The 19203-nt window shown below is 68.9% G+C and carries 20 protein-coding genes; 10 read left to right on the top strand and 10 right to left on the bottom strand.

Annotated features, from left to right (window positions below):
* Positions 1–17 precede the first annotated feature (17 nt).
* Complete coding sequence (locus ACZ5IK_RS28195; RefSeq protein WP_465490439.1) at positions 18–1064, top strand: helix-turn-helix domain-containing protein; 1047 nt, start codon at positions 18–20, stop codon at positions 1062–1064.
* A gap of 25 nt (positions 1065–1089) precedes the next feature.
* Here ACZ5IK_RS28195 and ACZ5IK_RS28190 read toward each other — a convergent pair whose 3' ends face one another.
* The 3 genes from ACZ5IK_RS28190 to ACZ5IK_RS28180 all read right to left on the bottom strand — a co-directional run bounded on the left by ACZ5IK_RS28190 (position 1090) and on the right by ACZ5IK_RS28180 (position 3719).
* Positions 1090–1752 carry a hypothetical protein gene (locus tag ACZ5IK_RS28190; RefSeq protein ID WP_465490438.1) on the bottom strand — a complete coding sequence of 221 codons (663 nt, stop codon included), beginning with the start codon at positions 1750–1752 and terminating at the stop codon, positions 1090–1092.
* Positions 1749–2951, bottom strand: a complete 1203-nt coding sequence (locus ACZ5IK_RS28185) for a 2-isopropylmalate synthase (RefSeq protein ID WP_465490437.1) — start codon at positions 2949–2951, stop codon at positions 1749–1751. The genes ACZ5IK_RS28190 and ACZ5IK_RS28185 overlap by 4 nt, the downstream gene beginning before the upstream one ends.
* A gap of 519 nt (positions 2952–3470) precedes the next feature.
* A complete protein-coding gene (locus ACZ5IK_RS28180; protein WP_465490460.1) occupies positions 3471–3719 on the bottom strand; it encodes a DUF6294 family protein in 249 nt (82 codons plus the stop codon).
* On the opposite strand from ACZ5IK_RS28180, the gene ACZ5IK_RS28175 reads away from it, so the two are divergent.
* Positions 3604–3906, top strand: a complete 303-nt coding sequence (locus tag ACZ5IK_RS28175; RefSeq protein ID WP_465490436.1) for a hypothetical protein — start codon at positions 3604–3606, stop codon at positions 3904–3906. The two genes, ACZ5IK_RS28180 and ACZ5IK_RS28175, sit on opposite strands and share 116 nt — an antisense overlap.
* Here ACZ5IK_RS28175 and ACZ5IK_RS28170 read toward each other — a convergent pair.
* The 3 genes from ACZ5IK_RS28170 to ACZ5IK_RS28160 form a co-directional block, all read right to left on the bottom strand.
* Positions 3879–4676, bottom strand: coding sequence for a transposase family protein (locus ACZ5IK_RS28170; RefSeq protein WP_465490435.1), 798 nt, complete (start codon positions 4674–4676; stop codon positions 3879–3881). The genes ACZ5IK_RS28175 and ACZ5IK_RS28170 overlap by 28 nt on opposite strands.
* A gap of 117 nt (positions 4677–4793) precedes the next feature.
* Positions 4794–5459: a class I SAM-dependent methyltransferase gene (locus tag ACZ5IK_RS28165; protein WP_465490434.1), complete on the bottom strand. Its 666-nt coding sequence runs from the start codon at positions 5457–5459 to the stop codon at positions 4794–4796.
* Between the two features lie 428 nt (positions 5460–5887).
* Entirely contained in the window at positions 5888–7348 is a 1461-nt protein-coding gene (locus ACZ5IK_RS28160; RefSeq protein ID WP_465490433.1) for an alpha/beta hydrolase, read from the bottom strand.
* Positions 7349–7436: 88 nt separating this feature from the next.
* Here ACZ5IK_RS28160 and ACZ5IK_RS28155 point away from each other — a divergent pair, with 88 nt between their 5' ends.
* From ACZ5IK_RS28155 to ACZ5IK_RS28130, 6 genes are all read left to right on the top strand, one after another.
* A complete protein-coding gene (locus ACZ5IK_RS28155; protein WP_465490432.1) occupies positions 7437–8519 on the top strand; it encodes a sensor histidine kinase in 1083 nt (360 codons plus the stop codon).
* A complete protein-coding gene (locus ACZ5IK_RS28150; protein ID WP_465490431.1) occupies positions 8516–9166 on the top strand; it encodes a response regulator in 651 nt (216 codons plus the stop codon). Before ACZ5IK_RS28155 ends, ACZ5IK_RS28150 begins: the two co-directional genes overlap by 4 nt.
* A 20-nt stretch (positions 9167–9186) precedes the next feature.
* On the top strand, positions 9187–10575 hold the full coding sequence (locus ACZ5IK_RS28145) for a hypothetical protein (protein ID WP_465490430.1): 1389 nt from the start codon (positions 9187–9189) through the stop codon (positions 10573–10575).
* On the top strand, positions 10572–10901 hold the full coding sequence (locus tag ACZ5IK_RS28140) for a hypothetical protein (protein ID WP_465490429.1): 330 nt from the start codon (positions 10572–10574) through the stop codon (positions 10899–10901). The genes ACZ5IK_RS28145 and ACZ5IK_RS28140 overlap by 4 nt, the downstream gene beginning before the upstream one ends.
* Before the next feature lie 325 nt (positions 10902–11226).
* Positions 11227–12045 carry a L,D-transpeptidase gene (locus ACZ5IK_RS28135; protein WP_465490428.1) on the top strand — a complete coding sequence of 273 codons (819 nt, stop codon included), beginning with the start codon at positions 11227–11229 and terminating at the stop codon, positions 12043–12045.
* Positions 12046–12071: 26 nt separating this feature from the next.
* Positions 12072–12755, top strand: coding sequence for a choice-of-anchor P family protein (locus ACZ5IK_RS28130; RefSeq protein ID WP_465490427.1), 684 nt, complete (start codon positions 12072–12074; stop codon positions 12753–12755).
* 32 nt (positions 12756–12787) lie between these two features.
* Here ACZ5IK_RS28130 and ACZ5IK_RS28125 read toward each other — a convergent pair whose 3' ends face one another.
* On the bottom strand, positions 12788–14833 hold the full coding sequence (locus ACZ5IK_RS28125; RefSeq protein ID WP_465490426.1) for a hypothetical protein: 2046 nt from the start codon (positions 14831–14833) through the stop codon (positions 12788–12790).
* A 39-nt stretch (positions 14834–14872) separates the two neighbouring features.
* Positions 14873–16114: an ATP-grasp domain-containing protein gene (locus tag ACZ5IK_RS28120; protein WP_465490425.1), complete on the bottom strand. Its 1242-nt coding sequence runs from the start codon at positions 16112–16114 to the stop codon at positions 14873–14875.
* Positions 16115–16547: 433 nt separating this feature from the next.
* Here ACZ5IK_RS28120 and ACZ5IK_RS28115 point away from each other — a divergent pair, with 433 nt between their 5' ends.
* On the top strand, positions 16548–16913 hold the full coding sequence (locus tag ACZ5IK_RS28115; protein WP_465490424.1) for a hypothetical protein: 366 nt from the start codon (positions 16548–16550) through the stop codon (positions 16911–16913).
* Positions 16914–16978: 65 nt separating this feature from the next.
* Here ACZ5IK_RS28115 and ACZ5IK_RS28110 read toward each other — a convergent pair whose 3' ends face one another.
* Complete coding sequence (locus ACZ5IK_RS28110) at positions 16979–17395, bottom strand: hypothetical protein (protein ID WP_465490423.1); 417 nt, start codon at positions 17393–17395, stop codon at positions 16979–16981.
* A gap of 150 nt (positions 17396–17545) precedes the next feature.
* A complete protein-coding gene (locus ACZ5IK_RS28105) occupies positions 17546–17932 on the bottom strand; it encodes a VOC family protein (protein ID WP_465490422.1) in 387 nt (128 codons plus the stop codon).
* A 104-nt stretch (positions 17933–18036) separates the two neighbouring features.
* Between ACZ5IK_RS28105 and ACZ5IK_RS28100 the strand changes: the two genes are divergently transcribed.
* Positions 18037–19017 (top strand): FG-GAP repeat domain-containing protein, encoded by a 981-nt coding sequence (locus tag ACZ5IK_RS28100; protein ID WP_410663787.1) that lies wholly within the window; start codon positions 18037–18039, stop codon positions 19015–19017.
* Positions 19018–19203 lie beyond the last annotated feature (186 nt).

Here is a 19203-nt window from a genome sequence, read left to right as displayed (position 1 = left end):
GCTGGTGAGGAGGCGTGATGCGGTCGACGGAGACCCAGCTGGCTTGGGAAAGGTTCCAGTCCGGAGCGCCGGCCTCGGTCCGCCGGGAGATCGTCGCGTCGTGGCGCCGCTCCCGCAGCAGCGGTGTCGATCCGGAGCGACTGGACCTGGCACACAGCGAGATCGACCCGCGATCCCCGTTCGTCCGCGTCGCGGCGCCGGTGCTGCTCGGCATGGCCGACCTGCTGACCGGCAGCTCCACCTCGCTCGCCCTCGCCGACCCCGACGGCATCCTGGTCTGGCGCTGGGAATCCGAACGGACGCTCACGAGCGGCCTGGATCGGATCGAGTTCGAGCCCGGCTCCCAGATCGCCGAGCGGAGCGCGGGCACCAACGGCATCGGGGTCGCCGCGACCACCCGCCACCCCTCCATGGTGATCGGCGCCGAGCACTACAAGCAGCCGTGGCATCCGTGGGCCTGCGTCGCCGCGCCGGTGATCCACCCGATCACCCGGCGTGTCGCGGGCATGGTGAACGTCGCCTGCCCCACCGAGGACGCCAACCATCTGCTGCTCGTCGCGGTCCGGGCGCTGGTCGACGGGGTCACCACCGCGTTGCACGAGGCCGCGACCACCCGGCAACGACGGATGCTCGACGCCCACCTGTCGCTGCGGTCGGCCTCGGCCGGGCCGGTCGTCACCCTCGACCGCCAGACGATGATCGTCGAGGACGACGCCGCCGAGCTGGGCCTGGACCGGTCGGCGCTGTGGACCGCGGTGCAGGAGGCAGGTCCGTCGGCGACCGAGATCGCACTCGCCGACGGCCTGCGCGCCCGCCTGTACCCGGTCGCCCCCGGGCGGCTCGAAGACGGCGTCGTGCTCGTGCTCGCGCGCGGATCCGCCCCGCACGGCGGCCTGTCCGGTTCCGGCACCGCAGGGCGCCTTCGCCCACTGGAGCAGGCCGAGGTACGGGTCATCACCGACACGCTCGCCGAGTGCGGGGGCAACAAATCCGAGGCGGCGGCACGCCTCGGCATCTCCCGCGGCACGCTCTACCAGCGACTCCGCCGCTACCGCCTGAGGTGAGCCCCGTCAGGCGCCTGGCCGAAGCTCAGGTCGCGACGTAGACGGCACGCAAGCGCGCGAGGTATGCCTCGGGCCCGCTGTATGCGCGGTCCTGAGCACCAGGACGGGTATGCGCCAACCCGTGGTTCCGGCTCACGCGCAGAGTGGTGGTCGCCGCGCGCCCGGCGACGGACGAGTCGTCGGAGGCATCGAGAACGTGGACTTCCGGCGGGAACATCGCACGCGCCTCGGCGGAAGACGCCACAGGCGGGTGCCCGGTCCGGTTGGCGCTGCTGACGTGCAGGTGCCCGATGCCGGTGAGGATCGGGCGCAGCGGATCCCAGCAGGCGCCGAATACGAGGGCATGGCCGTCGCGGGTGGCCACCGACGCCCAGTCCGGCACTCGGTCGGCCACCAACGGCAGCAACAGCGTCAGCCCCTCGTGCACCAGGAGGTCACGGGCGAGGCCACGGGTGGCGTTGTCGAGGTCGAGTGCGCCGGCGAACTCGGTCCAACGCTCTTCGTCGACCAGCCACAGCGCGACGGCCTGGTCCGCTGGGCGGCCTTTGGCCGTGTTGACGCTATCGGGTGAGGTCGCAGTGATCACGGAGGTCAACGGGTACGGATTGGGAAACACGACGGCCGAGCCCGCCCGCAGCGCGTCGGCGGCCGCAGCCAACTCCGCGATCGCCGGGTTCTGCGGCGTCACGTCGCCGCCACCGGTGCGGTCGCGCGGAACGCGTCGACGAACCCGACCAGGCTCTCGACTGGGATGACGGCTTCGTTGCGGCGGAACGCTTCCGCCTTCACCCATGCCAAGGCGGCCGCCGTCTCCGCGCGGTCGAGTACCAGCCCCGCGAGTTCGCCGACGGCGCGCAGGACGCGGGCGCTGGCGAGGTGGGTCAGCACGACGGCCGGCTCGATGCCCAGAATCGCGGGGTCGTAGGGCTGGAACGTTTCCGGCCGCACGAACGGCGTGCCGGTGGAGATCGTGCCGACCCCGGTGCCGACGATCGGCGTGGTCACGGTCAGCGGCAAGCCGGTCTCCGCCGACACCGAGCGGGCGATCGCGGGAATCCTGGTCAAGTCGGGCGCGGTGTGCCAGAGGTCGGCCTCGCCCAGCAGTTCGGCGGTGCGGTGGGCGAGCAGGAACAGGATCTGTTCGGTGGCGACCATGCCACTTCGCTCGGCGACGCCCAGCCACGAGCTCGACACGACCCGGACCCCGGCCCGGACCGCTGCCAGGGTGTTCGCCAGGCCGAGGCCCAGATCGTTGTGCAGGTGTGAGGCCAGGACGACGTCCTCACCTACCCGCTCGAGCAGCCCCTGGAACAGTGCGCGGCAGCGTTCGGTGAGCAGATCGCCGGTGGTGTCGGCGACGACGATCACCCCTGCGCCCGCTGCGGTCAAGGTGTTCGCCGCGTCGGCCATCACGTCGAGGTCGGCACGGGGTGCGTCGGCGAAACACACGTCCGGGACGACGTCGGTGAGCGCTTCGATCGCGGGGCGGTGCACCATCGCGTCGGCCATCTCGTCGGACGCGGGCACCACGATCATCACCCGCGCGTTCGGCGCACCCCGTACCGCGTCGCAGGCCTGCCGGACATCGTCGAGGGTGGCGCGGCAGACCGCGGCGGGGCTCACGGATCCGGCCGCTTCCAGCGCGACCCGGCGGGTGGCGGCGAACTCTTCCGCGCACACCGCGGGGAAGCCAGCCGCGAACACCACGTGCCTCGGCCCGTCGCCACCGAACACCAGGCCCTGCTCCCGAGCCAGCCGCACGCGGAAGTCAGCACTCATCAGGGTTTTGCCCTGGGCGCCGTCGCGGGCCGACTCCTCCCACAGCACCAACCGCCCGCCCAGCGCGGATTCCCTGACCAGATCCGGCGTACCCACCTTCGTGCTCATCCTCCCCGGCAGTCCGGACGCGTTCCCGGAACGAAGACAAAGTGAACTGGGCCGGAGAGGACCACGTCAAAGTGCCGATGGTCACAGCGCGTGTCCGAGAGACGGTGTTCTGGTGACGAATCGTGACTGTGTTGCGAGGGGCTCTACGAGAACCCTCCGGAAGATGGAGTCGTGCTCAGCGCTGCGTGATGGTGCCGTAGTGCCGGCGCCGCGTCTGGCGCGATCGTCAGCCGATCGGGCGATTCCTGTCCTCGCCGCCGGGACGAGCACGACGCCGAGGCGCCTGCGCGTTCCATTCGGCACCGATGGGAGCGATTGCCCGGCGGCCGATCCGGGTACCTGAAGGATCATGTGGATGGTGCTGGTGATCCCGCTGCTGGTCATGTCGTTCGCGCTGCTCATGGAGCGTGTCGAAGCGAATGTGCCCGAACCGGATCCGAGTCGCGCCCCCGAACCCATCTGAGTCACCGCACGGCACCGGGCGCACGTGGTCCGGCCGGATCACGCGCGCCCGGGCGGCTAGCAGTGGCTGGTCATCCGCATACCGTTGATCCGGTCGTAGAACCGGGAGTCGAACGACCCGGCGTCGAACCACCAGTGCCACTGGTTCTTGACCGTGCCCTTGAAGAACTTCGGGTCACCGCCGTGGTGGATGGGTCCCAGCACGACACCGGCACTGTCCAGCAGGTTCACCCACATCAGCCAGGCGTCGTTGCTGTCGCTGCTGACGAGCCTCGCCTCGAACGAGGCACTGCCGTTCGGGAACAGCGTCCATTTCGCGCCGTCCAGCGTGCAGTCCCCCGCGGTGATGCGGCCCCAGGTGAACCAGCACGAGCTCGACCCGGTGCACGTGGCCTGCGCGGTGGTGGACGACGCGGTTCCGGCCGACGCGGGTGCGGCGAAGACACTGAGCCTTTGCCAACCTGATCATGCGCTGGCGATCATGAGGGTCTGAACTGCGGCGATGAGCCGGTGGGCGGTGTTCGGGCTGGAGCGGATCTTCCGCAGGACCCGCCAGTTCTTCAGCTCGGCGTTGGCCCGCTCGCCGGGTCCACGGCGGCGGGCGTGGGCGGTGTTGATGTCCTTCTGGTTCCGGGACAGGCGCCGGTAGCGGCCGGTACCCAGATCCTTCGGACGGCGCCGCTGCGGAACCGCGACCGTCGGCCCGGCGCCCTGATAGGCGGTGTCGGCCGCCGCGGGGATCTCGTGGGTGGCCAGTGCATCGATAATCCCGTGCTCACGGGCAGCGCCCATGTCATGTCTCGCGCCGGGCAGCGGCGGCGAGATCCACACCAGCCGGCCGATCGGGTCGGCGACGACCTGCACGTTCAGCCCGTGGGCCTTGTGCTTACCGGAGTAGAAGGCCCGGTCATAGCCCGATGTCATGCCTACCCGGTCGATGCGCAGCAGGGTGCCGTCGAGGATCACGAACGCCTTGCGGCGGGCGACCTCGATCGCCTGGGCCAGGGTGGGAGCCATCGCGGCGAGCAGTTCGAGCGCCTCACGGATGTACCGGTACACCGTCGAGGTCCCGACGCGGAAGCCGCAGGCCAGGTCGGCGTAGGTCTCGCCCTTACGCAGGTGCGCAACCACGAGCAGCGCCTGCCGGCCGGGCGAGAGCTTCCGCCACCGGGTTCGGCGCTGGTTGCGCTGCGCTCGCAGCGCATCGGAGAGCACGCCGAGGGCGCGGCCGGACACGGTCATCCCGGACGGGTAGAACAGCACGTTGAAGCTCCTGGTGGGACGTGTTGATCTAGGCAATCGCCCGTCTACCAGGAGCTTCACCCATTCGAGGTCACGCCACGCTGCACACCGCTGACTGCCCGCCCAGGTCGGCAAAATTCATTCGTTACTTCTCGCGTCATGGCGCGCCAGCAGGTATCCGGCGGGGGGCTTGCCTGGCGCCGGAGCAACGATTCGCAGGCGTCCGAGCTCGGCGAAGTCGTGCTCGCGCAGTCGGTCGGCGAGCGCGTCGAGGGTCCACAGATACGCCGGTGAGGCTCTGTGGTCGTACGGGACCCAACCGTTGGCGTCTGCGGTGTCGGTGATCTGCACACCGATCAGCAGGGGTCCGCCCGGCTCTACCACTCGGGCGAACTCGGTCAGGATGCGCGGAAGCAGGTCCGGCGGCGTGTGGATCAACGAGAAGTGCGCCAGGATGCCCGCGATCGACTCGTCCCCTGCGTCGAGATGGAGCATAGAACCGACCTCGTAGCGCAGGTCGGGACGATACCGGCGGGCGATCGCGACCATGGCCGGTGACAGATCGATCCCGTAAGCCCGGATACCTGCTCGATCCAGGTGATCGGTCCACTGTCCGGGACCGCAACCCGCATCGACCACAGCACCCACCGACCCACCGGCGCGGACGAGGTCGGCGAAGGCGTTGATCATCCCTGTTGACAGCGCATCGATGACTTGGTCGCCCTGTCGCACCATGTCGTCGTACAACTCGGCGACCTCGTCGTAGTCTCGGCGGGTCTGATCCAACGCTTCGTTCTCACTCACCCGCCGGACTCTAGGGAACAGGTCGGACGTAGGAGTGTCGGACACTCCAACCGCGAAGGCGACGCGATCGATCCGTCCGCCCAGGACGGTGGGCACCACCTTTACCACCGCCCCCACCAAGCCGTCCACGACGGCCGCAGCGCTGGCACATCCACTCCCGGGCCGCACGCCACGCCGCACAACCGCCGGCCAGCCCCCTCACCAGGTTGGCAAAGGCTCACTGCCGATCCCGAGTACGAGAATTGTCAAAATGGTCGCCATACGGCGTGTTTTTGTCATCATGGTGTCTCTCTCCGGTGATGGTCGAATTCCTGCCGATCGCGAAAGACCGGAAGTCGAACGCTAACTTTCCGGAGGTCGCCGAAGCGATCACTTACGCGCGGCCACAGGGGTCGCCGATAGTGCGGATCCACTGAACGGCAGGACAATCAATCGACCGGCGGAGCCAGTTCGCCGGGGCAGAACGTACCGGGCGCCGGCAGCGTGCCATCGAAAAGGTACGCGTTGCCCAGCTTCCGCAGACACCGGTTGCCCAGCAGGTAGGCGGCGTGCCCGTCACCGTGCCAGACCGTGCTCGCCCGGGGAAGCTGCCCGGCGACGTGTGCCGCTCCGAGGTTGGCGGTGTTGTTGTCCAACTCGCCGATCGTCACCAGCGCGGCAGGTGCCTTGGGCGCAGACAGCGGATGCGGTGGGTACGCCGGATCGCCGGGAACACCCACGCACCGGCCGAGTTCGAAGCGGCCTTCGATCCAGCCGAAGCGCGGCGCGAGGGCCTTGAGCCTGCGCTCGATGCGGAGGAACTCGCGGTAGCCGGGCACCTGGGGCATGAAGTCGTGGCACAGGGTCGCGTTCTGCACGGACCCCGTCGGCCCGTCGGGCGGGTACCGGAGAACGGTCAGGAAGTCGCTCGCGTCGCCGGCGGCCGCTTCCGCGATGGCATGGGCCAGTGCCGGCCATCGCGGCGGGGTCATGCCGACGAGCGCGCCTGCGAACAGGTCTCCCGCCGTGGCGACGCGGCCAGGTCCCGCGCCGGGCGCCGGCACCGGCGCGCGCTGGGCCGTCGCGACGATTTCGTCCCACACGTTCGCGGCGTCCCTGCCATGCAGGGCACAGGACACCGCGCGGGCGCACCAGTCCCGGAAGCGGAGGAGCTGCCGTTCCTGGGTGCGCGCGTAGTCGGCCAGCCAGTCAGCCAGCCGGGGCCGGGTGTGGTCGGCGACGCCGTCGAGGTAGAGCCGCTCCAGCCGGTCGCCGAACAACTCGGCATAGGCCTGGCCGTAGGTGGTGCCGTAGGAATTGCCGAAGTACCGCAACTTCGCCTCGCCGAGTGCGGCCCGGATCGCGTCGAGATCGTGCGCGGTCTGCCAGGAGTCGAGCCCGGCGAACACCGGACCCGCGGCTTGACGGCACCCGGCGTCGTAGGCCGCGTTCTCCCGGACCTGGGCCAGCCAACCCGCTTCATCCTGATGCCGCACCAACCCGAGGATCGAGGCAGGCGGACGCGGGCACACGATCTGCGTGCCGCCGGTGCTCCGCCCGAGCCCACGGGGATCGAAGACGACGACGTCCAGCCGCTCGGTGAGTTCGTCGAGCCAGGTCCGGAGCGGCGCGGGCCTCGGTCCAACGATGCTCGCCGTGCTGTTCCCGGCGCCGAGGTTGGCCACCACCGTGCCGGTGCGGCGAGCCGGATCCTTCGCCGTCACCCGCACGACGTCGATCCCGGTGGACGGCCCGCCGGGATCCCTCCAGTCCACCGGAACCCGCAGCACCGCACACTGCGCCCCGTCGCCGCAGTCCTGCCAGTTCAGCGCCGGGGCGGCCGAAGCCGGAGCCGTCGACAACGCCAGCATTCCGGCCACGATCACCGCGCCGTACCTTCGACTTGTCATCCGAGAAGATCCTCCTTGGGTTGCCGCCTCACCGTGGCACCGCGAGCACGGACGACGCATCTGCCGCACGGCATAGAACGGGAGCACCATGAGCACGGTCGCCGTCAGGTGGAGAGGCTTTCCGCCGCTCGCACAGGACGCCCTGATCGCCCTCGGCGTCCTGTGCGTCTCGCTCGGCCTGCCGGCACTCGACGGCGCGGCGATCGAGGTCGACGTTCTCCTGTGGACTGTGGCGGCCTGCGTGCCGCTGCTCTGGCGGCGTTCACTGCCCTTGTCCTCGGTGGCGGCCACCGGCGCGGTGACCCTCGGCTCGCTGTGGGGCGGCTCCCCTGTTTCGCCGTGGGCGGCGATGGCGGCGGTGTTCTCGGCCGCATACCACCTGCGGCGCCACCGGATCGTGCTCGTCCTCGCGGCCACCGCCTGGATGATCGCGGTGGCCGCGATACGCGGTGTGGCCATCGTGCCGTCCGGCGTGCTCACCTCCGCCGGGCTCGCGGTGCTGCCGGTCAGCCTCGGTTACGCCCTGCGCCTGCACGCGGACCGGGCGGACGCCATGCGGCGGCTCGTCGAATCGGAGGCCGGACGCGCTCAGGCGCGCGAAAGGAACCGCGTCGCCAGGGAGGTGCACGATCTGGTCGGGCACCAACTGAGCGCGATCCGCTTGCGGGCGTTGGGAAGCCGCAAGGCGGGCGTCGACGCCGTCCCGGCGCTCGGGGCCATCGCCGACCTGGCGGGCGAAGCCTTGGGGCAGGTGCGGTCGCTGGTGGACGTCCTGCGGGAGGACGGCGCACCCTCTCTGTCCGATTTGGACGGTCTCGCCACCGGGATGCGGGAAGTGCTGCGCGCGGACATCGTGCTGGACCTCGGCGGCCACGATCTTCCCGGCCCGGTGCAGACGGCCGCGTACCGGATCGTCGAGGAAGCGCTCAGCAATGTCGCTCGGCATGCTTCGGTTCGCCGGGCCGGGGTGACGGTCCGCTCGCGAGACGGCGAAGTGGTGATCACCGTGGACGACGACGGCGAACATGACGGGAAGCCGCTGGAGGGCAACGGGATCCGCGGTATGCGGGAACGGGCGGCATCACTCGGCGGCACCCTGAGCGCCGGTCCGCGAGACGGCCGTGGCTGGCGGGTCCGGGCGACCATCCCCTGTGCGGGAGGTGGATCGTGATCAGGGTCGTCGTCGCCGACGATCAGGAAGCCGCCCGGGAAGGGATGCGGCTGCTGCTCTCCGGCGAACCGGACATCGAGGTGGTCGGCGCGGCGGTGGACGGTGTCGATCTGCTCGCGCTCGCGCGGCGACGGCGGCCCGACGTGGTGTTCACCGACATCCGCATGCCCGGTCTGGACGGCATCGAGGCGATCAGAAGACTGAACGGGCTGGATCCCGGGCTCGCGGTCATCGCGGTGACCACGTTCGATCTCGACGAGTACCTCTTCGGCGCCCTGCAAGCCGGTGCGGTCGGGTTCGTCCTGAAGGACAGCGCGCCCGAGTTGTTCGTCGACGCGGTGAGGCTCGCCCACCGCGGCCAAGGACTGATCGACCCGCAGGTGACGCGGCGACTGGTGACTCGCTTCGCCCGCACCTCACCGCGCCCCGCGCCACCGGAACTGGCACTGCTGACCCCGCGCGAGACCGAGGTGCTGCGCGGTCTCGCACGCGGCCTGGCCAATGCCGAGATCGCCTCGGAGTTCGGCATCGCCGTGGGCACGGTGAAGATCCACGTCGAGCGGCTCCTGGCGAAACTCGGGGTCGCGACCCGGGTGCAGGCGGTGATCCAGGCGCACAAGTACGGAGTGGTCACCTGGGACGACTGAGCGCCGGGAAATACTGGGTCATGGCCAAACGCCCCGCGAGCGACCTCACGGTACTGAAGAAGTGGTTCGCCACCCTCGATGACGCAGGCTTCCTCACGCTCGCCCCGCCTTCCCGGGGCCGGTTCACGCAGTCCGACGGTCGAGATGACGCCGTCGCGGAACTGGCGGACCGGGCCATGTCCGCGACGACCCCGTACGCGTTCTGGCACTGGCAGTCCCACAAGCGGGCGTTCACCGGCAAAGGCGAACTGATGGACGACCTCCTGGTGCACTGGCACGGAGCGCACGAGGACGTGGCACGACGGCTGGCCACCGCGCCGGAGCCCTTCACTCTGCTGGACATGGGTGCGGAGCAGGCGTTCGTGGTGACCAAGCCCTTCCCGCTCCCGGCGGCAGGCGACCGGCGCGCCACCGGTCCCGCGGTCCGGCGGCTGGTGCGCACGGTCGCCACCGGCCGGGACGTCACCGGCGACGAGCGGGACTGGCTGCTCGCGGTCGCGGACGGGAGTGGTGACGTCGCCGACGACGCGTTCGCGTTGGCGTGCGACCTGGGTGTGCTCACCCGCGACCTGGTGACCGGGCGCCTCGCGGACTGGGCGGGGCCCGACGACGAGGATCCGGCGGAAACGTGGCTGTGGATCACCTCGGTGAGACAAGCCGCCCCCGACGCGATGGCAGGGCTCCTGGCACCGCACGCCGCCCATCCGCTGGTCGCTGCCGCGCTCGGGAGGCCGGTCGCGGACCTGGACACCGACGCGGACGACGCGCTCGCGGTCACCGCGGCACGACTGTGGCGGTCGCAGGACGCCGAGGAGGTGGTCGCCGCGGTGACGCCATGGCTCCGGCGGGAACACCTCCAGTCCACATTGGAGGAAGTGGCCGGGCTGCTCGCGACGCGGGTGCACGGCGGTGTCCACCGCGACATCGCTCCGGCCCGGCTGCTGGACCTCGCGGGCGACGAGCGAATCCCGCTCTTCTGGCGCGGGCTGGCGGTTTCCGTCGTCGACTCGCTCGGCGGCTACGAGCATCTCGCGGACCGGCTCGACGCCGTTCGCGAGCTCGGGCCTCGACCGTTCAGCGCCTATTGGCCCGCCGACCGGGACGCACCCGTGATCGCCGGTGACCGTGCGCGGCTGCGGGAACTCGCCGCGGACCACTGGCAGCTCGGTAGCCAGCCCACGACGCTGCGCACCGACCCGGACCGTACCCGCGAGCTCGCGGCCACACTGGACTTCCCGCTCGGCTGGTTCTGGACCTGGCCCGCCGAACTGGACGCGTTCGACCGCGACGGCCGGATGACCGGCCCGCTGCCGGTGCATCTCCTCGACGCGACGGCCGACGACATCGGGGAGACGCTGTCGCCCCGGTTCGAATTCGTCGCCGAGCCACCGGCGATCCATCCCAAGTGACCACACGGGTGCCCTGGCAGCCTGACGCCTACCGCGAACACGCCATTGGCGACTTCACCGCCGACGAATACCTCGCCATCCAGACGATCGTGCACCGCGCGGGCCGCGCGCTCACCGATCTGCTCCCCACCGAACGCCTCTACGTACTGGCCCTCGGCAGCCAACAAGCCAACAGGCACGTCCACTGGCACCTCGCGCCACTGCCACCCGGCGTGCCCTACGACCAGCGGCAGACGGCCGTCTTCGCCCCGGAACGAGGCCATCTCGACATCCCGGACGACGAACTCGCCGAACTGGCCCGGCGCCTCGGCGAACGCATGGCCTAAGTGCCTGTACGCCATGTTCCGGGCATGACGACATCGACCACTCCGCGTGATCATCGAGGCCAGGCATTTCAGCGTCACCCTCCGGATGGACTCAGCGAAAACCACACAGAGTAGGGTTTAGCTCAGCGTTACCGAATTCGCATTCTCGCCCTGATCGAGTGAACTATCGAGAGGCGCCTGACCTGCGGAAACACTGCAAAACACCAGGCAGATCCGTTCTGATCACTGATCGTGTTCATTGATTAACGCCCGACCTTGCTGTTAGAGATGTCCATTCCGGATTCACATCCCGTTGCGGATAACTCTGCGCAAGGACAGGCACTGAATGACCCAACAGCAGACCTCTTGCGGTGGCGCACGCCCTCGTGCGGTTCATGCGCTCTTCGCCTTGGTGCTGGTGGTGCTGCCGCTGTCCGGCTGCGGTACCACGACAGGCGGTGCGGCAGCGGCCCCCGTCGCCACGCTGTCGCCGTCGCCCGAGGCACTGGCCGCGCTGCCCGAAGCGAACACCTTCGGCGAGCTGGACTCGGCACCCGCCGACCCGGCCGCCGCACTCCCCGCCGGCGGGGAAGTGCTGCACCCGGCCACGGACGTGGCGGTCTACCGCGCCCCGGGCGCGGAACCGATCGCCCGGCTGCCGGAGACCCAGATCGGCTCGCCGACCTGGGTTCCGGTGATCGCCCGCCAGGGCGACTGGGCGCAGGTGCTGCTGCCCGTGCGGCCCAACGGCGCGACAGGCTGGCTGCACGCCACGCCCGAAACCGTCGAATCGGCGCGCAACGACTTCCAGGTCACGGTGGACCTCAGCGAATTCCGCCTGGAAATTCTCGAAGCGGGCAAGCCGACCGGCTCGTGGACCATCGGTACCGGCAGGGCCGAGCACCCCACACCCACCGGCCGCGCGTTCATCCTCGCTTCCATCAAGGAGAGCGTGAACACCTACAGCCCGATCGTGTTGCCGCTGAGCAACCATTCCGATTCACACGAGACCTTCGGTGGCGGGCCCGGCACGGTCGGCCTGCACACCTGGCCGGACGAAAGCTTCGTCGGCAAAGCAACCAGCGACGGCTGCATCCGGGTCACCCGCGAGGCGCTGGACCGCCTCGTGGAGTTGCCGCTCGGCACCGTCGTGCAGATCACCTGAAACCCGAAACCATGGAGGTAATTTCCTTGTCCCCACGTACGACCGGCGTGCTCGCCTGCACGGCGGCGGCCTGTCTGGTCCTCGCCGCCACTCCCGCCACGGCCGCTCCTGCCGAGTCCGCGTACGCCCTCGCCGCGTCCGGTCTCGTCAAGATTCCCCGCACACCCGCCGTTTCCGGGCCGGGCAAGGAATCGCTCGCCTCGGTGGCGCTGCCGAACCCCGGCCCGGCACTGATCAGCGCACGGGCGCTGAACGCCGAAGTGACGCCGGGGCACGCGAAATCGAGTGTCGCCGGACTCTCGCTGAACCTCGGGGTGCTGCCCGCAGGGGTCGCCCTGCCCGGTCTCAGCGCCGAGGTGATCAAATCCGAATGCCGTGACGGCAAGGGGTCGGTGTCGATCGCGAACCTGAAGGCCGGTGGCAAGGCGATCCAGCTCGACCAGGTCCCGCCGAACACCACCGTTCCGCTGGCGTCGCTGCTCGAACTGGTGGTGAACAAGCAGACCGAGAACGCGGACGGCACGCTCACCGTGACCGCCGTGTCGGCCAAGATCCTCGGCAAGACACAGACTCTCGACATCGCGTCGTCCACCTGTGCCAAGTCCCCGGGCGCCACGCCGAAACCGACGAAGCCCGCCGAGAAGCCCCGGCCTGGCGGGAAGGCGCCCAAACCCACCCCGGTTTCCGCGCATCTCGACGTCACCGGCTGACGTCCGGCGCACCTCCGAAGCCCGCCAACGGTTCAGTCCGTTGGCGGGCTTTGCTCCTGAGGCGCCTTCGCTGCCTGGAGTCCGCGTGCGGGCAACCGGTTCGCTCCCCAGCTCCGTTCGATGTAGTCGACGATCCGTGTGATGTCCTCGGGGGGCACCTTCTCCTGCTCCCCGTGTTCGAGCGGGTCGGTGTGGAAGATGTAGAGCCGCGAGGCGAACTGGTCGAACGGCAGCGAGGCCTCACCGAACCGCTCACCGTTGCCCGCGGTCGAGACCACGACACCGTCGCCCCAGTCCTGCCCGCTGTCGTTGTTCGGGTTGTAGAAGTACACCCGGGTGACCTCGTGCGGATCGGCGGCGACCCGCAGGATGGTGATCGCGTGCCAGCCGACGTAGCGGGCGGCGCTGTCGGTGACGGCGACCCCGGCGGGCTGCGGGTGGATCAGCGGCTGTCCCCCGTTGTAGGCCGGGTGGTAGCTCGCGTGGAACTGCCGCAGGAAGGTGTCGAGGTCGATCAGGTTCCCGGTCTCGACGTCGACGTTGATCCGGAACCCGCGCGCGGTCCACCAGCCGTGGAACTCGGGATTGACCCAGCGGTGCGGATCGCCGGGCCTGCCGATGCAGCGGCGCCCCATCTCGGCGTAGATCCGGTCCAGATGCGGCACCACGAGCAGGGAAACCGGGTCCAAGTCGGACGGCGGGGTGCTGGCGAGGCCCTCGGCGCTGTCGTTCGAGGAGATCCGCTGGCCTTCGAAGTGCATGACGACCTCGTCGTCCCGCGCCGCCCAGACCACGATCTGCAACAGGTAGTCCGGGTCGTTGTACGCCCACATCGACAGCGCGCGAGCCGATTGGCAGGTCGGGTTGTCGCCCTGGCCGACGCCCAGCGGCAGCCCCAGCATCGACAGCACGCCCGCGAGCAGCCGCGCCTCGGGTCCTGGCTCGTCGCCGAACACCGCCGTCAGCCGCTCGCGCGCGGGCTCGGACAGCTCGAGCCCGAGTTGGCGCCACAGCGCGGGCACCATCGGCGGCAGGTAGAGGATGCCGCGGTCGAGCAGCAGCGCCAGCCCGTAAACGCACTGCGCGGTCTGGGTGTGCACCGCCACCTCGATCAGCCGGTGGATCAGGTCGCGGTGGCGCAGCAGGCTGTTGCGGCCGACGTCGGACAGGCCGAGCGCCTCCACGAGCAGATAGTCGCTCTTGTGCCGCAGGAACCGCAGCAACTCGGCGTGGTACGGCGAGACCAGCCCTGTGTCGTGCATCGCCCTGGCGAACCCGGTGGCCTCGTACTGCAGGCCACCGTCGTCCATCGCCTCCAGCCGAGAGCGGAAGACCGCGATGCCCGGATCCTCCCGGCAGGCCTCCGTGGTGCCGAACAGGGCGCTGATCAGCCGATCGACGCCTTGTCCGGACGCGTTGCCGAGGTCGACCTCCGGATCTCCCCGATAGACCGCGATCCGGGTGATCAGCGACTGCACCTGGTCGACCTGGATCGGCCGCTGGCGCAGGATCCGCCAGATCTCCTCGACCAGCTTGTCCAGCACGCTTTCGTAGCCGACCTCGTCGGCTACGTGCCGGAACAGGTCCCTGATCAGCTGCGCGGTCCGGCCCTGCCGGGTCCGCTCGGCCTCGGTGGGCGGGGTGAACAGCAGTTCCAGATTCATCGCGAGCACCTGGGACAGGAACTCGCGGGCGTCCTCGGCGGACAACGTCGGATGCGCGTAGTCACCGCTGGCCACGGCGAGCGTGCGCAGCTCGCTGCACGCCTCCATCACCACGGTGTCCGCGTCCCCGGCGTGCAGGCCCGGCCCGACCAGCGCCGGGATCAGGATCTCCGGAGTGGCCCAGTCCGTCCCCAGGAACAGACCCGCCTCCTCCAGTTCCCGCGCCCTGACCTGGACCGCCGCAGCGCCGCCTGGCTGTACCAGCACCCGCCGCAGCGCCTCCAGCATCCGCCGCAGCTTGGTGTGCTTGCCGAAGTCGCGGGTCTCGGCCATCGCCCTGATCGCGTCGTCCAACGAGGCCACGCGCTTGTCCAGCGTGGTGGCCGCGCCGGGAACATCGCCGTTCGGTTTCAAAGGCTTCCCTCGGGTCGGTCTCCTGGTCCGGGGTCGCCCTCAGACGTAGAAGTCGAACTCTTCCTGTTGCTTCAGCAGCTCGCGCATCTGATAGGAATCTTCGCCGAAGAAGTACAACAGGCCCCAGTGGGTACCGAACGCGGTCCGCTTGGTCACGGTTTCCTCCAGCGGAGCCGACAGGTCGTGTGACTCGTAGTAGTCGTGGTCCTCGGTCTCCGGCGGGATCCGCAGCTCGCTGACCACCCGGCGGCGCGGGTAGACCCCGAAACAGCCCGCGACCCCGGCGGCGTCTTCGACCTCCTTCGGGAAGAAGGCATCGATCTCTTCCTCGGTCGTCTTCGGGTCGAAAGCCAGCGCGAGTCCCTGGTAGGCGTTGAAACCGTAGGCGCGTTCGAGCAGCTCGAACACCTTGAAGCCCGGAGGCCGGTAGGCGACCTCGCCGAAGTACATCTCTCCGTCGTTCGTGACGAAGTACTCCGGGTGTACGAAGCCGAACTCGATGTCGAAGGTCTTGATCAGCTTCTCGATCTGCGCGGTGATCTGCGGCCGGTACCGCTCCAGCTCAGGGGTGGCGGGCACGAACACCGAGTAACCCAGGGTCACGTACTCGGAGATGTTCAGGAACTTGATCTTCCCCTTGTGGATCCACGCCTCGACGGCGAACTCCCAGCCGTCGAGATGCGACTCCATCAGTACCGGGAATTCCTCCTCCGGGATCGCGTCGACGTCGTCAGGGGTGCGGACGATGCGGTGCCCGAGACAGCCGGCCTTGTCGAAGGCCTTGAGGTGGATCGGGTCGTTCGGATCGCCGTCGAGCTTGAGCAGCGTCTGGTTGACGCGCTTGAGGAAGCGGATCACGTCGTCGCGGTCGTGGGCCTCCTCGAAGATCCCGACCCGGATCCCGCCGAGCTGCGCCCGGCGCTTCATCAGGGACTTGTCCCGCAGCAGCATGGCCTGGCCGAACAGGCGCGGGTTGTCCATCAGCACGGAGTTGATCGCCCCGGCCCACTCCACGGTTTCCTCGAACAGCGGGATCGCGACGTCGACGCCTTCACGCTGCAGCGTCTCGGCGATCTCCAGCGAACGGTCGTTGAGCCGCTCGAAATTCCATGACAGGTAGGGAATGTCGTGTTCCACGCAGTACTTCTCGGCCCAATCCGGCGCCACGACGACGTACCGCCGATCGAACCGGTCGAGCGCCTCCACGGCGTTCAGGCTCCACCCTAAAAGAGCCACGTACCCTTTGTCTGGATTCTTCGTGGCCGGTTCGGGTCGCGTCATAGGACCGTTCCTCCGTGTCGGCGTCGGCAACTCCTCGGAAAGCATGAGCCGACCAACCGTACCTGGAGAGTGACACCACCCGCTGAATGGATGACGAGCCATCTTGCCGACAGAGGTCGGGAAGGGGCCGTTTTTCCCTTTCTCATAAGGGTTCCCTCCACGAGTGTGACCGGCGTCATCGTCGATCGATCCAAAATGGACGATCGGCCGAACCGCTTTTCCGAGATGTGTCAATGAGAACGACCTGTGGCGGCCGAGAGATGGTCACCCCTCGGCCGGGTCGACGGTGATCTCACGCAGAGTGAGGGCGTACTCGGCCAGGCCTCCCGGCGAGTACAGGCCTGCGACCTTCCTGATCGATACCTCATCCGGTCCAGTAAGGTCCCCGGCAGTTCGCCGTCGAGCGAACGGAACATCTGACTGGGGAGTCATAGTGAAGAAGATCGGAGCGGCCGCGATCGTGGCCGGAACGGTACTGGGCACCGCGATCACCGGGGCCGGTGTGGCCAGCGCCGCCGGCGGTGCGGGCCCGAAAGAGTGTTTTACGACGACAAGCTGCTCGCTCGCGTCGGGTTTCTTCCCCGGCGGGACCATCCACGTGGATCTCGAAGCGACCGCCGCACCCGGCTCGCCTGACCACTGGTTCAAGTGGACGATCGGCAACTGCTCGGGCGGCGGTTACATCCACGCGCCGGCGAAGACGGAATCCTGCGTTCTGCCTGCCAGCTACTACACGCTGACCGTCGGCGAGCTGCAGTACCCGGTGAACTGGCGGATCGGTATTCGCTGGGACCACTGACCCGGTGAGCCGGGGAGGGGGTGCCGCCTTCGAGCGCCCCTCCCCGGCCAGGTTCGACACCGGCGTCAGCGGGTGGCCGACGCCGCTCGATAGGCGGCGATCCTGATCCGCAGGCCGCGCAGGTGGACCAGGTCGATGGCGAACGTCGAGACCGGCCGATACCCCGCCGTCGGCCCATCGGCCCGGCAGGGACCCGAGAGGTAGACGAACTCGTCGTCCGGGTCGCATCTCGGCTCCGACCAGATCGCGGCGTCCCCGGCCCCGAGATTCCCGCACCGGGTCCGCGCCAGCCAGTAGACCGGCAGCTTCATCACCTCGCCGAGCACCTTCTCAAAACCGGCGAGATCGGTCCCGGCGATCGCGAGCCCGCGTCCGTTCCACACCCGCGGCGCCCAGTACTCGCCGACAGCGGCGTGGGTGACGCACGCGAGGTCGTCCGACGCGGTGATCGTCCAGCAGGCCACGGTGGTCAGAGTCGGCATGACGGCTCCAGCTGTCAGGCTTCAGGTGCGACCGAACGTAGTGGATCATGCGGTCGCGGAGGTACCACCGATGGCGCTTCCGGTGTTGCTCCGACTGGCAAAGCCCGAGTTCAGCGACGCGGGACGAGATCGAACCCAGGCGCTGTTCATTCAGTGTTCATCGGATCCGTACGGCCGGGTGAGAATCTCCAGCGCATGACCGTCGGGGTCGTCGAAGTACACACCCCGGCCGCCGTCATTGGAGTTGATCTCTCCGGCGCCGCGGTGCCCCGGCCCCGCCCAGTACGGCAGACCTCCGTCGCGGATCCGCCCGAAGATCGTGTCGAACTCGGCCTCCTCGACCAAGAACGCGTAATGCTGCCTGGAGAACTCCTCGGTGCTGTGCATGACGTCGAGCGAGACCCCGTTGCCGGTCTGGACGACCAGGAACGGGCCGAACTCGGCGGGCTCGGGCAGCCCGAGGATCGAGACCAGGAAACCCGCCGTCGCGGCCCGGTCGGTGGCGTTGATGATGGTGTGGTTCAGCTGCACTGTCATGAAAGCACGATAAAATCTCAAGTTTGCTCGAGGTCAAGCCCCGTTCGTAACGGTTCCCGGTTCATCGCGACTTGAGTACTGCAAGCCGACACGAAGGGGACGTGATGCGTGCTTTGGTGATGGCCGGTGTGGCCGGTCTGCTTACCCTGACCCTCGCTCCGCCGGCGGCGGCGACCTCCGCCGTACCGGAACAGTGGTCTGCCGGACCGTTCACGGCGCAGGTCGCGGTCATGGCGGGGGATGTCAACGGAGACGGCAAGGACGACCTGGTCAGCTACAACACCTACCTGTACGGGTGTTACGTGCTGCGCTCGAACGGTTCCGGCTTCCAGCCGCAGCAGAACTGGGGTGCGGGCAACTTCCTGAGCAGCGGTTTCAACGGCAACGCCAACTTCGTCGGCGACATGGACAACGACGGCCGCGCCGACGCCATCGCGGTCCGGCGGCCCACGGCCTCGACACCACGCGGCATCTTCGTGGCGAGGTCGATCGTCGACTACTACGGCGTGGAACGCTTCGGAACACCCTCGCAGTGGTTGAACAACACCATCGCGGGCGACTACGGGAACCTGGCGGCGGATCTGGACGGCGACGGGGACACCGACGTGATCGGCCTGTTCGACGTGGCCACCCTGGCCGCGAGGTCGGACGGCACCACGACACTGCCGCTCACGGCATGGGCACCGCCCATCCGCGGCGAGAAGGCGACACTGGCGGCGGACGCGACCGGTGACGGCAAGGCCGACCTCATCCTCGTCGACCTCGCCGGCACGAGAGTGGTGGCCGGCACCGCGAACCGCTGGTTCGACACCCCGGTGTCGTGGTCGACGACTTCTTTCCACGGCAGCAAGAAAACCCTCACCGCGGACATCGACGCCGACGGCGACGCGGACCTCATCGCGATCAACGACAACGACGTACAGGTGATGCGCTCCACCGGTACCGGCTATTCCTCGCCGGAACCGTGGTACGCGGGTTCCTTCTTCGGCACGAAGGAAACCCTCACTGCCGACGTGGACGGAGACGGCGACGCGGACCTCGTCGCGGTGAACGCCAACGACGTCTGGGTGTTGCGCTCGCAATAGGTGAACCGGATGTGGCTCTTTCAAGCGGCGTGGGGTGGTCAAAGATGGCGTGTTCGTGGGCGGGGCCGGAGACGGGGTGAAGGCGTCTTTCGCCGCGTCCGATGCTGAGCGGCCGTGGGGGGGGAGAACCCCTCGGGGCGTCAGAAATCCCAGAAAAAACATTCCCTGCGCCCCCCAAGAACGGGA

It is taken from the genome of Amycolatopsis sp. NPDC031561, assembly GCF_055580625.1.
The sequence above is the reverse complement of the archived record's forward strand: the minus strand, read 5'-3'. Positions and strand labels throughout refer to the sequence as shown.

Coding starts and splice junctions, on each gene's coding strand:
- ACZ5IK_RS28145 (WP_465490430.1), top strand. CDS start 9,187: ATGGCCAAACGCCCCGCGAGCGACCTCACGGTACTGAAGAAGTGGTTC.
- ACZ5IK_RS28155 (WP_465490432.1), top strand. CDS start 7,437: ATGAGCACGGTCGCCGTCAGGTGGAGAGGCTTTCCGCCGCTCGCACAG.
- ACZ5IK_RS28160 (WP_465490433.1), bottom strand. CDS start 7,348: ATGACAAGTCGAAGGTACGGCGCGGTGATCGTGGCCGGAATGCTGGCG.
- ACZ5IK_RS28120 (WP_465490425.1), bottom strand. CDS start 16,114: ATGACGCGACCCGAACCGGCCACGAAGAATCCAGACAAAGGGTACGTG.
- ACZ5IK_RS28110 (WP_465490423.1), bottom strand. CDS start 17,395: ATGCCGACTCTGACCACCGTGGCCTGCTGGACGATCACCGCGTCGGAC.
- ACZ5IK_RS28100 (WP_410663787.1), top strand. CDS start 18,037: ATGCGTGCTTTGGTGATGGCCGGTGTGGCCGGTCTGCTTACCCTGACC.
- ACZ5IK_RS28135 (WP_465490428.1), top strand. CDS start 11,227: ATGACCCAACAGCAGACCTCTTGCGGTGGCGCACGCCCTCGTGCGGTT.
- ACZ5IK_RS28195 (WP_465490439.1), top strand. CDS start 18: ATGCGGTCGACGGAGACCCAGCTGGCTTGGGAAAGGTTCCAGTCCGGA.
- ACZ5IK_RS28175 (WP_465490436.1), top strand. CDS start 3,604: ATGGGTCCCAGCACGACACCGGCACTGTCCAGCAGGTTCACCCACATC.
- ACZ5IK_RS28105 (WP_465490422.1), bottom strand. CDS start 17,932: ATGACAGTGCAGCTGAACCACACCATCATCAACGCCACCGACCGGGCC.
- ACZ5IK_RS28185 (WP_465490437.1), bottom strand. CDS start 2,951: ATGAGCACGAAGGTGGGTACGCCGGATCTGGTCAGGGAATCCGCGCTG.